This is a genomic window from Enterobacter sp. BNK-14 (assembly GCF_047456095.1).
GTDB lineage: Bacteria > Pseudomonadota > Gammaproteobacteria > Enterobacterales > Enterobacteriaceae > Enterobacter > Enterobacter kobei.
On sequence record NZ_CP179897.1, the window covers coordinates 2,155,118 to 2,169,095 of the forward strand.

Here is a 13,978-nt window from a genome sequence, read left to right on the forward strand (position 1 = left end):
CGATGTTTCACGGGTTAAGTGCGTTTCCGTTAACGCCCCTGAAAGAGGGGAAGTTTGACGAGCAGGCCTTTATCAACCTGTTGCGCCCCCTGATCGACGCGGGGGTGGATTCGCTGGGTATTCTGGGTTCAACGGGCAGCTATGCCTACCTCACCGTTGAGGAGCGCACGCACATTACCCGCTGCGCGGTAGAACATGCCAATGACATTCCGGTCATGGTCAGTATTGGCGCACTGAGACTGGATGACATTCTGCGTCTGGCTGAGCGCGCGCAGAAGGCGGGAGCATCCAGCGTGCTGATGGCACCGGTGTCGTACCAGCGTTTGACGACGGACGAGGTCTATTCGCTATATGAGACGGTAACTCACCAGCTCTCCGTCCCGCTGTGCGTTTATGATAATCCCGCCACCACCGGGTTTGAGTTTAGCGACGAGCTGATGTTTGCCGTGGCGGCGCTGCCCAATATTGGCTCGGTGAAAATGGGCCACATGCCGGAGGATGTGTCGCAGGTGCGGGCGCGTCTTCCGAAGACGGTCACGCTGGGGATAAGCGGCGACTGGCGGGCAGCATCCGCCCTGCAGGCCGGGTTTGACGTCTGGTATTCCGTCGTCGGCGGGCTGTTCCCTCAGGCGGCACTGGCAATTGCGCACTCGAAAGACAGCATGGAATCAGAACGTCTGGAGCCACTGTGGGCGCTGTTCCGCCGTTACGGCAGCGTGCGGGTGATGGCAGCGGCAGCCGAGATGATGGGAAAAGTGGAGGCACCGGCGCTCCCCTTCCCACTGCAGGCGATTCAGGGTGAGCCGCGCGAGGCGCTTGCTGCGATCCTGGCGGACCTGAAGCTGGCCTGAAAAATGCCGGGTGGCGCTAGCGCTTACCCGGCCTACAAAACTTCATCAATCTGTTGCGTCCCCGATCAAACGTGGAATCTCGCAATAATGATTCCTTTTCCAGTATGAGATATCATTTCCCGATAATCGGCCAGCCACCTCTGAGGGACCATGCGCTATTTTTTTCTGGAATGGGTCAATCCTTTCGAAATCATGATGCTTAATTCGCTTGCTCAGGATCATCCCGTTAAGCAAATTAATCGCATTATGCGACGTTATAAATCAATCAATGCCCTGTTACCAGGCAACGCATTAAAAAAATGGCATAAACGCACCCACTGTGCTGTGAAATTATCAGCAATCAAGCCCGATGATATTGCGATTTGCAATGGATACAGCGTCTTTCCATTCCTGGATTATGTCGCCAGTATGCCTTGTAAAAAAGTGCTGATTCTCCGCGACTCCGTTGAAGCCCTGACACGGAAACGACGTCACCTTGGGCAACTGGCTCAGGATCAAGATTACATCGAGACCGTTCGCCCGGTCTTTGATGCTATTTATAGCTTTGATCCCGCCGATTGCGAACGTTATAACCTGCGTGCGATTGAGCAGTTTTTGCCCTTTAGCTGGAAAGAAATCGAGCAGTTTCAAAAACAAAATCCAACTGAAAATAAAAGCTGTTTTTTTGTCGGTGGCTATGAACCCATTCGCGCAAATGTTGTGCGCACATTGACGCCGGTACTCGAAAATTGCGGCTACAAGACAGATTTCTACCTGCTGGATAAGTACGATAACCAGGGTAACTATCCCGATAATTGTCAAAATAAAAAACTGAGTTATCAGGAAAATATTGAAAAAGCCAAACGCTGCTCTGTCATGCTGGAAATAAACAAACCTGAGCAACAGGGATTAACTCTCCGCGCTCTGGAAGCCCTGATTCTGAATAAGAAGCTGATCACCACAAACGCGTCGATTAAAAACATGGCGCTTTACCATCCCGACCGTATTTTCATTTTTAACGGTGTAAATACCGAGAGTCTGGAAGCGTTTCTTCACAGCGACCTGCCTGAAAGAGATGAAAAACTCCTCAGACAATATTGTGCAGACAGCCTGCTCACAACGTTACAAAAGCATCATCCCTGATCGATGCTTGCCCAGCAGACCGGTCTACCGGGCAAAAAAAACTACTCCGGCAACAACCCCACAAAACTGCGTTTTTTGCGCGGCTCCGACATCAGGTCCTCAAGCTTATCCACGCACGCCAGATAGTGCGGCGTCTGCTTATGCGCCAGCACCGCCGCTTCGTCTTTATAGGCTTCGTAGATAAAGAACCGGGTTTTCACCCTCGGATCCTGCAGGACGTCAAAACGCAGGTTTCCCGGCTCCTTAATCGCCCCTTCATGGTTGGCGCGAAACACCGTCAGAAACTCGTCCACCCGCTCGGGTTTGATGTTGATCTCCACTAACGTCACGTTCATTTTGCTTCTCCCTGTTTCTCTTCCTGCCAGAACTGGAACGCTTCACGGGCGCTCATGTTCTCGTGAACCACTTTTTTCACTGCCTTCAGCATGGCGAGCGGCGCGCTGGACTGGAAGATATTGCGCCCCATGTCCACACCGGATGCGCCCTGGTCAATCGCGCGCCAGCACATCTCCAGCGCCTCGTGCTCCGGCAGCTTTTTGCCGCCGGCGATGACGATCGGCACCGGGCAGCTGGCGGTGACTTTTTCAAAGCCCTCATCCACATAATAGGTTTTGACGAACTGCGCCCCCATTTCGGCGGCAATGCGGCTGGCAAGTGAGAAATACCGCGCGTCGCGCGCCATCTCTTTCCCCACCCCTGTCACCGCGAGGGTTGGCATGCCGTAGCGGGCACCGGCGTCGACAAGCTTGATGATGTTGTTGATCGACTGATGCTCGAACTCGCTGCCAATGTAGACCTGTGCTGCGACCGCGCAGACGTTCAGCCGGAGCGCATCTTCCATTGCCACCGCCACGCACTCGTTGGACAATTCGCCCAGAATTGAGTTACCGCCGGAGGCGCGCAGCACAACCGGTTTGTTGGTGGCCGCAGGCACGGTGCTCCGCAGGATACCGCGGGTACACATCAGCACATCGGTTTCGCCAAACAGCGGCGCAATGGAGAGATCGATACGCTCAAGGCCGGTGGTCGGCCCCTGGAAATAACCGTGGTCAAAGGCCAGCATCACCGTGCGGTTGCTTTGCGGGTTGAAGATGCGCGAAAGCCTGGACTGCATCCCCCAGTCCAGCGAACCACAGCCCTTCAGGGTAAACGGCACATTTTGCTGTGGCGTGCCGATGCCAAAATCCTTACCGTCTTTGATGTCGTCTAAATCAGCCATTTGTTCCCCCGTCAGAAATCGTATTTGTTGATGTTCTCTTTAGTGAACACCACGCGTTCCGGCAGCAGCACGATGCCGTTACCTTTCGCCTCATACTGGTAGCCCTGCACGCTGTTCGGTTCGACCTTCAGCGTACCGATCTCTTTCACGTCCACGCTGTCGCCAACGTTAAGATCGCCTTTTTTCAGTAAACGATCGGCGACATTGACCGCAATTTTGCCCTGTTGCACCACGTCCCACAGGCCGAAGGCTTTTACCGTGCCGCGCTCCACGTATGGACGCATGACGTTTGGCGTGCTGAACCCGACAATCGCCACCCCTTCCCGCTTCAGGTTTTCTGCTGCCTGCGCAGCGGCTGGCAGGGCGTTGGCATCCGGGGCGATGATCGCATCCAGATCCGGATACGCTTTTAAGATCCCCTCGGCGGTTTGCAGGGATTTGGTGGCATCGTTATAGCCAAACTGAGTGGTCACGATCTGCCACTGAGGATGATCTTTCTCGATTTTAGCCTTCGCCTCTTTCACCCACTGGTTCTGGTCGGTGACCGTTGGGCTGGAGTAGAAGAATGCCACTTTGGCATTCGGTTTGGTGACCTGCTTGCCCGCCATTTCCACCAGCAGGCCGCCGAGCTGTTCCGGCGTCCCCTGGTTGATATATATGCTGCGGCACTCCGGTTTGGTGTCGGAATCCCAGGTCAGCACTTTGACGCCGCGCTGCATCGCGCGTTTTAAGGCCGGGCAGAGGCCGTCCGGCGACACGGCAGAGACGATAATCGCGTTGTAGCCCTGGTTAACGAAGTTGTTGATGAGCTGCACCTGGCCGGAAACGCTCGGCTCGGTTGGACCGTCATAGGTGACGTCCACGCCGAGGTCTTTCCCCGCCTCTTTCGCACCGTTGCCGCCGCTGGTGAAGAAGCCAACCCCCACCAGTTTCGGGATAAAGGCAATCCGATCCGCCGCCTGCGCCGAGGCGAAGCTGAGGGCCATTGCCAGGACTATCAGTTTTGTTTTCATCTTTACGCTCCGGAAAGTTTTCTAAAGAGAGAACGCACCCATTCGCGGTGCAGACTCAGCGAACGACCCATCACCACCACAACCAGCAGCGCTCCTGAAAGCGCGCTCGATACCTGGTTGGGGATGCCGACCATCTGTAAACCCTGTTGCAGGTACCCCACCAGCAGCGCTGCCAGCGCCGTACCGACAACCGAACCTGACCCGCCGTAGATATTCGCCCCGCCGAGTACGGCGGCGGTGAGCGCAGGCATCAGCAAATCGCGCCCCAGATCTGACCGCGCGGAACCGAAATAGGAGACCATGACCAGTGCGGCAATGGCCGAGGCCACGCCCACCAGACCATACAGCGCGTAGGGCATACCGTTAACCGACAGCGCCGCATAGCGTGCCGCACGCGGGTTCTGGCCAATCAAAAACAGATGACGGCCAAAGCGCCCGCGGTGGGTAATCAGCCAGAAGAAAACGGTAATCACAGCGAACAGCACCAGCGGGAGCGGCAGGCCAACGACCGTGAGATTCGCGAACGCGGTAAAGCTGTCCGGGAAGCCGCCGATGCCCTCATAGCCCGTCGCCCCCGCCATGCCGGAAAGCAGCAACGCCCCGCCACCGTAGAGATAGAGCGTGCCGAGGGTAATCACCAGTGGACTGATGCCGGTGTAGTGGATCAGCGCCGCATTCACCAGCCCGCACAGCAGGCCGAGCAGCAGCGTCAGCGGAATGGCCACCGCCATCGGCCACCCGGCCTGCATCATCACCCCCAGCGCGATGGCGCACAGGCCGATGGTCGAACCCAGCGAGATGTCGATCCCGCCGCTGATAATGACAAGCGTGAGCGGCAGCGCCACGATACCGATACAGATGAAGTCGCTGGTGCTGAACAGCAGCATATTGATGTCGAGCATGCGCGGGTTAATGGCGCCAAAGAGCAGGATCTCCAGCACCAGCAAAACCAGCAGCGCGCTTTCCCAGTTAAGCTTCATTTACGCCACCTCTTTTTTGCGTTTGGGAAAGGGAGTGACGTGCTTTCCCCCTCTGTGACCTGGCTGGAAGCGGCCGTATTTCAGCGCCCGCTGATGGCGCGCCAGCGCCTGACGCAGCCGCCCGTCGAGCACCAGTACGCCCAGCAGCACCAGCCCGGCGATAAAGTCATTCCACCAGGCTGGCAGCCTGAACAGCACCAGTACGGTGTCGATTTGGGTGAGGAAGAAAGCCCCAAGCAAGGCACCGATCAGCGTGCCGGTGCCGCCCAGCAGAGAGATCCCCCCGAGCACGCAGGCGGCGATGGCCTTCATCTCCAGCCCGCTGCCGGTCTGGTTGGGGACAAAACCAATTTGCGCGGCAAAGACAATCCCTGCGCAGGCCGCCAGCATCCCGTTCAGGGTAAAGGCGAGCATGCGGGTGCGGTTCACCGCTACGCCCAGCTGACGCGCGGCGGCGAGGTTATCCCCCACCGCGTAGAAATCACGGCCGAACGCGGTACGCGACAGCGTCCACGCGCCCGCGGCTGCGATAATTAACACCACCATACCGAGTGGCGACATGCCGATGGCAAGCGGTTCAGAGAGAGATTTCAGCCCCGGCGGCAACCCTTCAATCCACTTCCCGCCCGTCCAGAGCAGCATCGCCCCGCGATACAGCCCCAGCGTGCCGAGGGTGGCGACAATCGCCGGGATGCGCAGCCCCACCACCAGCACGCCGTTGAACGCCCCGGCCAGTGCGCCAATCGACAGTGCGAAGAGGATGGAAACGGGCAGGCTGTAGCCGCCATTGAGCGCCACGCCGACGGCGATTGCCGACAGCCCAACGGTCGAGCCCACCGAGACGTCAATATTGCGGGTCAGCATGACCAGCGCGGCACCGATGGCCAGCAGGATCAGGATCTGGGCACTGGCGAAGATCATCCCCAGCGTTTGCAGGCTGAAGTAAGACGGGTTCAGCGCCACCAGCACGGCAAACAGTGCCAGAATGGCGAGAAACGCGCTCAACTCACGGTTCTTTAATAAGGTCTTCATGATTGCCCTCCGAACGCCAGCGCCATCATCCTGTCGAGGCTAACGGCATGGCGCGGCAGCTCGCCGCTGAGTACGCCCTGATGCATCACCAGTACGCGATCGGCAAGGCCCGGGAACTCATCGAGATCGCTTGAGATCATCAGTACCGCGACGTTCTGCGCGGCCACGCTTTTGATGAGCTGGTAGATATCGGCGCGCGCGGAGACGTCCACGCCACGCGTCGGTTCATCGACAATAAGAAGTAAAGGATTGGCCTCCAGACAGCGCGCCAGCAGTACCTTCTGCTGGTTGCCGCCGGAGAGCGTACGCACGGTTTGATCCGCATGGTTGAGCTTAATCCCGAGTGCACGGTGATAGCGCTCTACCACCGCCGACTCCCGCCTGCGCTGCTGCCAGAAAGACGGCTCGTTCAGCACCACGGTGTTCCAGCGGATCGGCGCGTCGAGGAACAGGCCGGAAACCTGCCTGTCTTCCGGCAGGTAAACCAGCCCTTTTTCCAGACGTGAACCAGGCGGCTCGGCAGTGATTTCCTGATTCTCCAGCCAGACGCGCCCCCCGCGCACCGGACGCAGGCCGTAAAGCGTTTCGGCAAACTCGGTGCGCCCGGATCCCACCAGCCCGGCCAGGCCGACGATCTCACCGGCGAAGATCTCAAGACTCAGATCGATAAACCCCTCCCCGGTGAGATCCTCCACGCGCAGCACCGGGAAATCCTGCGGCTGGGTGCGGCGGTTGCCCGGCAACGCCAGCCACAGCTTTTGCGTCTCGCTCAGAGATTTTTCCCGACTCACTGGCGTCATGGCGGCAATCAGGGCGTTATCGTCAAACTGCGCGGTTTCACCGCTCAGCACCACTGCACCGTCGCGCATCACCGAGATGTGGCTCGAAAGCAGGCGAATTTCCGGCAGCTTATGCGAGATAAAAACAATGCCGACGCCAAGCGCCTGCAACGCACGGATCTGGCGGAACAGGCGTTCAGTTTCGCCGGGCGTGAGCGAGGCGGTGGGTTCGTCGAGGATCAGGATCCTGGCGTTGCGCATTAATCCGCGGAGGATCTCTACCATCTGCTGATCCGCCACTTCCAGAGTGCTGGCGGTGGCATCAAGGTTAAGCTGGCATTGCAGCTGCTGGAGCTTATCGGCCAGGCGCGGTTCCAGATCCCGTTCACGGGGCAGGCGAAAGAGGATGTTTTCCCGCACCGTCAGGTTGGGGAACAGCAGCGGCTCCTGCGGTACCAGATAAATGCCGAGCTTATGCGCCTGCGCTGGCGTAAGCCGTGCAAAAGACTCCCCCGCAACCGAAAGTTCACCGCTGTCGGGCGTTTCAACTCCGGCGATGATCTTCATCAGCGTCGATTTTCCCGCGCCGTTCCCGCCCATCAGGGCGTGTACCTGGCCCGCGAGCAGCGTGAAATCAATGCCTTTTAACACCGGCACGCCCGAGAACTGCTTGCTGATCCCCCGCGCTTCAATAAGTGGTGTCATCATCGCCCCGCTATTGAACAAATGATTTTTAGATTTAATAATGTTCAAAAGCGTAGACGGTGAACTATATTTACAACCGTGCAGGGATCACAGTTTTATTGATTAAGATCCAGATAAAACAGAAACCCGCTTAAAGATCCGTTTTGTCGCGTGGCTCACATTTTCCCTTCGCGTCATCACGAACATATGATCTAAATTTTTATAAGAGTTCAATTATGAGCGATAAACGCACTGCGGAAGAAGGACGGTTTGCCGGGCTGGCGCTGGCGGAAGAGGAGCTGGTGGCGCGCGTGGCCTGGTGCTATTACCACGACGGGCTGACCCAGAACGACATCGGTGAGCGACTCGGGCTGCCGCGTTTGAAGATCTCCCGTCTGCTGGAGAAAGGCCGCCAGTCCGGGGTGATCCGCGTGCAGATCAACTCCCGTTACGAGGGCTGTCTGGCGCTGGAAACCGAACTACAACAGCGCTTTGGGCTGAAGCTGGTGCGCGTGATGCCCGCCCTGAATACGCCGCCGATGAACGTGCGGCTGGGCATTGGCGCGGCGCAGTCGCTAATGGGCGTGCTGGAGCCCGGCCAGCTGTTGGCGGTGGGATTTGGTGAAACGACCATGAGCAGCCTGCAGCACCTGAGCGGCTTTATCAGCTCGCAGCAGATCCGCCTGGTGACGCTCTCCGGCGGCGTCGGGCCGTATATGACCGGTATCGGCCAGCTGGACGCGGCCTGCAGCGTCAGCATGATCCCCGCCCCGCTGCGCGTGTCATCCGCCTCCGTTGCCGGGATCTTAAAACGCGAAACCAGCGTGCGGGACGTGATCCTCGCCGCCACCGCCGCCGACGTGGCGGTGGTCGGCATAGGTTCGGTGAACCAGCGCCGTGACGCCACGATACTGCGCTCCGGCTATATCAGCGAAGGTGAACAGTTGATGTACACCCGCAAAGGCGCAGTCGGCGACATTCTCGGTTATTTCCTTAATGCCGAGGGGGAATGCGTTGAGGAGCTGGAGATCCATAAAGAATTACTCGGCGTCACGCTCGATGAACTGGCGCAACTGCCCACCATCGTTGGCGTGGCCGGCGGGGAAGAGAAAGCCGATGCGATTTATGCCGCACTTAAGGGTCGCCGTATCAATGGCCTGGTGACGGAGGAGACGACAGCCCGCGCGGTGCTGGCCCTGACGTAACGGGGATGCCCTGCGCTAACAACGAGGCAAGCTCATGAGTTACCTTTTAGCGTTAGATGCAGGGACCGGCAGCGTTCGCGCCGTGATTTTCGATTTACAGGGCAACCAGATTGCCGTCGGCCAGGCCGAGTGGAAGCACCTGAGCGTGGAGAACGTGCCGGGGTCGATGGAGTTCGATCTCGACACCAACTGGCGCCTGACCTGCCGGTGCATTCATCAGGCGCTGGAACGCGCGCACCTGGGCGCGGCGGATATTCAGTCCGTCTCCTGCTGCTCGATGCGCGAAGGGATTGTGCTGTACGACCGCAACGGCGAGGCCATCTGGGCCTGTGCCAACGTTGACGCCCGCGCCAGCCGCGAGGTGGCGGAACTCAAAGAGATCCACGACAACCGCTTTGAATCCGAAGTGTATGACGTCTCCGGGCAAACTCTCGCCCTGAGCGCCATGCCTCGCCTGCTGTGGCTGGCGCACCATCGCCCAGACATCTACCGCAAAGCCGCGACCATCACCATGATCAGCGACTGGCTGGCGGCGAAACTTTCCGGCGAGCTGGCGGTGGATCCCTCCAATGCGGGCACCACCGGCATGCTGGACCTCTTCTCCCGCGACTGGCGTCCGGCGCTGCTGGACATGGCCGGGCTGCGCGCCGACATTCTCTCCCCGGTGAAAGAGACCGGCACCGTGCTGGGGGCCATTACCCGTGAAGCCGCACAGCAAAGCGGCCTGCGCGAGGGCACACCGGTAGTGATGGGCGGCGGCGACGTGCAGCTGGGCTGTCTGGGGCTGGGCGTGGTCCGCGCCGGACAAACGGCGGTGCTGGGCGGCACCTTCTGGCAGCAGGTGGTGAACCTGCCGCAGGTGCGCACCGACCCCGATATGAATATCCGCGTGAACCCGCACGTCATCCCCGGCATGGCCCAGGCGGAGTCGATCAGCTTTTTCACCGGGCTGACCATGCGCTGGTTCCGCGACGCCTTTTGCGCAGAAGAAAAGCTGATTGCCGGGCGGATGGGAGTGGACACCTATACTCTGCTGGAAGAGATGGCGAGCCGCGTGCCGGCAGGCTCCCACGGGGTGATGCCGATCTTCTCCGACGCGATGCATTTCAAGCAGTGGTACCACGCCGCGCCGTCGTTTATTAACCTCTCTATCGACCCGGAAAAGTGCAACAAAGCGACGCTGTTCCGTGCCCTGGAAGAGAATGCGGCAATCGTTTCGGCCTGCAACCTGGCGCAGATTTCGCGCTTCTCCGGCGTGACGTTTGAAAGTTTAGTTTTTGCGGGCGGAGGAGCAAAAGGCGCCCTGTGGAGTCAGATCTTAAGCGACGTCACCGGGTTGCCGGTACGCGTGCCGGAAGTGAAAGAGGCGACAGCGCTCGGCTGCGCGATTGCGGCAGGCGCAGGCGCGGGATTATTTGCAGATATGGCCTCAACGGGCGAGCGGCTGGTGAAGTGGAGCCGCGAGTTCACGCCAAATCCCCAGCATCGTGAGCTGTATGACGGCATGATGCAAAAATGGCAGGCGGTGTATGCCGACCAGCTTGGGCTGGTGGATAGCGGGCTGACCACATCGATGTGGCAGGCCCCGGGATTGGTACGGGCAGCGGCGCCGTAAAATACGCCGGATAGCGCTGCGCTTATTCGTCCTGGGGTTTTGTAGCCCCGGTAAGCGCAGCGCCACCGGGGAAGTTCTTTGAGATCTATCACAATCATTCGATCCCGCTTTTACCTTTCCGCTGCCGCTAGCTAAATTAGTAACTCATCCGACCACATAACAATAATTTTACACTGGAAGAGACTATGAGCCGCTACCCGTCGTTGTTCGCCCCCCTGGATCTGGGGTTCACCACCCTTAAAAACCGCGTGTTAATGGGCTCGATGCACACTGGGCTGGAAGAGCGTCCGGACGGTGCCGAGCGTCTGGCGGCCTTCTACGCCGAGCGCGCGCGGCATGGCGTGGCGCTGATTGTCACCGGTGGCGTAGCACCTGCGTCTTCAGGCGTGACGATGGAAGGTGGCGCGGTGTTGAACGATGCGAGCCAGCTTGCACATCACCGTATCGTTACCGACGCGGTTCACAAAGAGGGCGGCAAAATCGCCCTGCAAATCCTGCACACCGGGCGCTACAGCTATCAGCCGAAACTGGTCGCGCCGTCGGCCATTCAGGCGCCGATTAACCGCTTCACACCGCATGCCCTCAGCCACGACGAGATCATAGCGCTGATTGACGACTTCGCCCGCTGCGCGGCGCTGGCGCGTGAAGCAGGTTATGACGGCGTCGAAGTTATGGGCTCAGAAGGTTATCTGATCAACGAATTCCTTGCCGCCCGCACTAACCAGCGCGAGGACGAATGGGGCGGCGACTATGTCCGCCGCATGCGCTTTGCCGTTGAAGTTGTGCGCGCGGTGCGCGAACGAACAGGAACAGATTTTATTATCATCTTCCGCCTGTCGATGCTCGACCTGGTGGAGGGCGGCGGGACGTTCGACGAAACCGTGCAGCTGGCGCAGGCGATTGAAGCCGCTGGTGCCACCCTCATTAACACCGGGATTGGCTGGCACGAAGCCCGTATTCCGACCATCGCCACACCGGTGCCGCGCGCGGCATTCAGCTGGGTGACGCGTAAGCTGAAAGGCAAAGTGTCTGTTCCGCTGGTCACCACCAACCGCATTAACGACCCGCAGGTGGCGGACGATGTGATATCGCGCGGCGATGCCGACATGGTGTCGATGGCGCGGCCGTTCCTTGCGGATGCCGAGCTGCTGTCCAAAGCGCAAAGCGGACGCGCGGATGAGATCAACACCTGCATCGGCTGTAACCAGGCCTGCCTGGATCAGATCTTCGTCGGCAAGGTGACCTCCTGCCTCGTCAACCCGCGAGCCTGCCACGAAACTAAAATGCCGGTCGTTCCGGCGGCCAGTATAAAACGCCTGGCCGTCGTGGGCGCAGGCCCGGCGGGCCTGGCGTTTGCAGTGAATGCCGCCTCGCGCGGCCACAGCGTGACGCTTTTTGACGCCGCAGGCGAGATTGGCGGGCAGTTTAATATCGCCAAACAGATCCCCGGCAAAGAGGAGTTCTACGAGACCCTGCGCTACTACCGCCGGATGATCGACCTGACGGGCGTCGAGCTCCGGCTCAATCAGTTTGTCAGCGCGGCGGATCTGATCGGTTTTGATGAGGTGATCCTGGCAAGCGGGATCGTACCGCGAACGCCTGCGATCGCAGGTATCGATCATCCAAAAGTGCTGAGCTATCTCGACGTATTGCGTGACAAAGTGCCGGTCGGGAAAAGCGTAGCGATTATCGGCTGCGGCGGAATTGGCTTTGATACCGCCATGTACTTAAGCCAGCCGGGTGAGGCCACCAGCCAGAACATTGCCGAGTTTTGCGTGGAATGGGGTATCGACACCAGCCTGAGCCAGTCCGGCGGCCTGCGTCCGGAAGGACCGCAATTGCCGAAAAGCCCGCGTCAGATTGTGATGCTGCAGCGTAAAGCCAGCAAGCCGGGCGAAGGACTGGGTAAAACCACGGGCTGGATCCACCGGGCAACCCTGCTTTCACGCGGGGTGAAGATGATCCCGGCGGTGAGCTACGAAAAGATCGACGACGAGGGTCTGCACGTTACGATCGGCGGTGAACCGCAGCTGTTGCGCGTGGATCATGTGATTTTGTGTGCCGGGCAGGAGCCGAGAAGGGATCTGGCGGATCCGCTGCGAGAAGCCGGAAGAACAGTGCATTTGATTGGCGGGTGCGATGTGGCGATGGAGCTGGACGCACGGCGGGCGATTGCACAGGGGACGAAGTTAGCATTAGCGATTTGATTTCTTGCCCGGTGGCGCTGCGCTTACCGGGCCTACAAAACCGTAGGCCTGTGCAAGCGCAGCGCCGCCAGGCAAAACAACCTTAACGACGACGCCCCAGCTTCACCGCCTTCAGCACCACAAACTTGTTGTTCGTCGCGATGGTGACGCAGTTGCCGAAAATTTTCTTCAGCTTGTGGAAGTAGTCCAGGTGGCGGTTCGCCACGATGTACAGCTCGCCGTTGATTTTCAGACAGCGGCGCGCGTGGTGGAACATCTCCCAGGCGACGTTATCCGTCAGGGCATGCTTCTGATGGAACGGCGGGTTACAGAACACGGCGTTGAAGCGGAACGGCTCCACGCCGGAGAGCGCGTTGTTGATCATAAACTCGCAGCGATCCAGCGCCTCTGGCAGGTTAGTTTCCACGTTCAGACGGCTGGAGGCCACCGCCATTGGCGATTCGTCGCTAAACACCACGCTGGCGTCCGGGTTTTTCGCCAGCAGCGTCAGGCCAATCACACCGTTCCCGCAGCCCAGGTCGACGATCTCCCCTTCCAGATTTTCCGGCAGATGTTCCATAAAGAAGCGTGCGCCGATATCCAGGCCGGTACGGGAGAAGACGTTTGCATGGTTGTGGATGGTCCAGTCGGTGCCTTCCAGCTTCCAGCTCAGCGTCTCTGGCGCGTCGGCCAGCTCCGGTGCGCTAAAAGTACAGTTGATCAGGCGCGCTTTTTTCCAGGCAAGCGTAGTGGTGGTTGGACCGAGGACTTTCTCGAACAGCTCCAGCGTCGACGTGTGGATATCGCGTGCCTTGGCACCCGCGATAATACGGGTTTCTGGCGTGACGACTTTTCGCAGCGCGCGCAGCTGCTGCTCCAGCAGCGCCATGGTTTTTGGCACTTTGATCAGCACTACACCCGGCGCCTGCGGGTACTCCGCGGTGCTGTCGAGGAACTTCACGCTGGATTCGTCGATTTCGTTATGGCGCAGGTTTTCACGCGTCGCCAGCTCGCTTAAGTAAGAATCGCCGATGCTGTAAGGTTTGTGCTCCGCCAGGGCGCAGCCCAGCGCGCCGAATGCATCATTCAGGATCAGAACCGGCCCGAGGATTTCGGTATCATCCAACTGCTGCAGCAGATACTCATCCGCCGCTTCCCACGCCTGAAGCGGGTTAACGTCGTCCGTTTCCGGGAAACGTTTAAGGTTGAGTGAACGGAAACCGTTGTCTAAGTGGCTCATCGGCCCTCCTGAATGGTAAAATTTGGCGTATCCCTGAAAAGGGTGCGTGAGT

At 59.1% G+C, this 13,978-nt stretch carries 12 protein-coding genes; 5 read left to right on the forward strand and 7 right to left on the reverse strand.

What is annotated here, in order from left to right; all coding sequences use genetic code 11:
* Nucleotides 1-2: 2 nt before the first annotated feature.
* Together ACMGGM_RS10270 and ACMGGM_RS10275 are read left to right on the forward strand one after the other, a co-directional pair.
* A complete protein-coding gene (locus ACMGGM_RS10270) occupies nucleotides 3-851 on the forward strand; it encodes a dihydrodipicolinate synthase family protein (RefSeq protein ID WP_045134800.1) in 849 nt (282 codons plus the stop codon).
* Between the two features lie 150 nt (nucleotides 852-1,001).
* Nucleotides 1,002-1,973, forward strand: a complete 972-nt coding sequence (locus tag ACMGGM_RS10275) for a hypothetical protein (RefSeq protein WP_045134799.1) — start codon at nucleotides 1,002-1,004, stop codon at nucleotides 1,971-1,973.
* Between the two features lie 41 nt (nucleotides 1,974-2,014).
* Here the strand turns inward: ACMGGM_RS10275 and lsrG are convergent, their stop codons facing one another.
* The 6 genes from lsrG to lsrA are packed head-to-tail and all read right to left on the reverse strand — an operon-like array spanning nucleotide 2,015 to nucleotide 7,701.
* Entirely contained in the window at nucleotides 2,015-2,308 is a 294-nt protein-coding gene (lsrG, locus tag ACMGGM_RS10280) for a (4S)-4-hydroxy-5-phosphonooxypentane-2,3-dione isomerase (RefSeq protein ID WP_023331350.1), read from the reverse strand.
* The gene (gene lsrF, locus ACMGGM_RS10285; protein ID WP_014885309.1) at nucleotides 2,305-3,192 is read right to left on the reverse strand and encodes a 3-hydroxy-5-phosphonooxypentane-2,4-dione thiolase; all 888 of its coding nucleotides are present in this window, start codon (nucleotides 3,190-3,192) and stop codon (nucleotides 2,305-2,307) included. Before lsrF ends, lsrG begins: the two co-directional genes overlap by 4 nt.
* A gap of 11 nt (nucleotides 3,193-3,203) precedes the next feature.
* Nucleotides 3,204-4,205 carry an autoinducer 2 ABC transporter substrate-binding protein LsrB gene (gene lsrB / locus ACMGGM_RS10290; protein ID WP_014885310.1) on the reverse strand — a complete coding sequence of 334 codons (1,002 nt, stop codon included), beginning with the start codon at nucleotides 4,203-4,205 and terminating at the stop codon, nucleotides 3,204-3,206.
* 2 nt (nucleotides 4,206-4,207) lie between these two features.
* Nucleotides 4,208-5,185, reverse strand: coding sequence for an autoinducer 2 ABC transporter permease LsrD (gene lsrD / locus ACMGGM_RS10295; RefSeq protein WP_045134798.1), 978 nt, complete (start codon nucleotides 5,183-5,185; stop codon nucleotides 4,208-4,210).
* Nucleotides 5,186-6,217 (reverse strand): autoinducer 2 ABC transporter permease LsrC, encoded by a 1,032-nt coding sequence (gene lsrC / locus ACMGGM_RS10300; protein ID WP_023338805.1) that lies wholly within the window; start codon nucleotides 6,215-6,217, stop codon nucleotides 5,186-5,188.
* Nucleotides 6,214-7,701 (reverse strand): autoinducer 2 ABC transporter ATP-binding protein LsrA, encoded by a 1,488-nt coding sequence (gene lsrA / locus ACMGGM_RS10305; protein WP_045134797.1) that lies wholly within the window; start codon nucleotides 7,699-7,701, stop codon nucleotides 6,214-6,216. Before lsrA ends, lsrC begins: the two co-directional genes overlap by 4 nt.
* Nucleotides 7,702-7,916: 215 nt before the next feature.
* On the opposite strand from lsrA, the gene lsrR reads away from it, so the two are divergent.
* From lsrR to ACMGGM_RS10320, 3 genes are all read left to right on the forward strand, one after another.
* Nucleotides 7,917-8,885 carry a transcriptional regulator LsrR gene (gene lsrR, locus ACMGGM_RS10310; protein ID WP_047027416.1) on the forward strand — a complete coding sequence of 323 codons (969 nt, stop codon included), beginning with the start codon at nucleotides 7,917-7,919 and terminating at the stop codon, nucleotides 8,883-8,885.
* A gap of 34 nt (nucleotides 8,886-8,919) precedes the next feature.
* The gene (lsrK, locus tag ACMGGM_RS10315) at nucleotides 8,920-10,500 is read left to right on the forward strand and encodes an autoinducer-2 kinase (RefSeq protein ID WP_045281422.1); all 1,581 of its coding nucleotides are present in this window, start codon (nucleotides 8,920-8,922) and stop codon (nucleotides 10,498-10,500) included.
* Nucleotides 10,501-10,685: 185 nt separating this feature from the next.
* Nucleotides 10,686-12,707, forward strand: a complete 2,022-nt coding sequence (locus ACMGGM_RS10320; protein ID WP_023338808.1) for an NADPH-dependent 2,4-dienoyl-CoA reductase — start codon at nucleotides 10,686-10,688, stop codon at nucleotides 12,705-12,707.
* 82 nt (nucleotides 12,708-12,789) lie between these two features.
* On the opposite strand, the gene rlmG is transcribed toward ACMGGM_RS10320, so the two are convergent.
* Entirely contained in the window at nucleotides 12,790-13,926 is a 1,137-nt protein-coding gene (rlmG, locus tag ACMGGM_RS10325) for a 23S rRNA (guanine(1835)-N(2))-methyltransferase RlmG (protein WP_014885317.1), read from the reverse strand.
* Nucleotides 13,927-13,978 lie beyond the last annotated feature (52 nt).

Excerpts from the sequence above, each read along its gene's own strand:
- lsrB (WP_014885310.1), bottom strand. The coding sequence starts at position 4,205 with ATGAAAACAAAACTGATAGTCCTGGCAATGGCCCTCAGCTTCGCCTCG.
- ACMGGM_RS10270 (WP_045134800.1), top strand. The coding sequence starts at position 3 with ATGTTTCACGGGTTAAGTGCGTTTCCGTTAACGCCCCTGAAAGAGGGG.
- lsrD (WP_045134798.1), bottom strand. The coding sequence starts at position 5,185 with ATGAAGCTTAACTGGGAAAGCGCGCTGCTGGTTTTGCTGGTGCTGGAG.
- lsrG (WP_023331350.1), bottom strand. The coding sequence starts at position 2,308 with ATGAACGTGACGTTAGTGGAGATCAACATCAAACCCGAGCGGGTGGAC.
- lsrA (WP_045134797.1), bottom strand. The coding sequence starts at position 7,701 with ATGACACCACTTATTGAAGCGCGGGGGATCAGCAAGCAGTTCTCGGGC.
- lsrR (WP_047027416.1), top strand. The coding sequence starts at position 7,917 with ATGAGCGATAAACGCACTGCGGAAGAAGGACGGTTTGCCGGGCTGGCG.
- ACMGGM_RS10275 (WP_045134799.1), top strand. The coding sequence starts at position 1,002 with ATGCGCTATTTTTTTCTGGAATGGGTCAATCCTTTCGAAATCATGATG.
- ACMGGM_RS10320 (WP_023338808.1), top strand. The coding sequence starts at position 10,686 with ATGAGCCGCTACCCGTCGTTGTTCGCCCCCCTGGATCTGGGGTTCACC.
- rlmG (WP_014885317.1), bottom strand. The coding sequence starts at position 13,926 with ATGAGCCACTTAGACAACGGTTTCCGTTCACTCAACCTTAAACGTTTC.
- lsrC (WP_023338805.1), bottom strand. The coding sequence starts at position 6,217 with ATGAAGACCTTATTAAAGAACCGTGAGTTGAGCGCGTTTCTCGCCATT.
- lsrF (WP_014885309.1), bottom strand. The coding sequence starts at position 3,192 with ATGGCTGATTTAGACGACATCAAAGACGGTAAGGATTTTGGCATCGGC.
- lsrK (WP_045281422.1), top strand. The coding sequence starts at position 8,920 with ATGAGTTACCTTTTAGCGTTAGATGCAGGGACCGGCAGCGTTCGCGCC.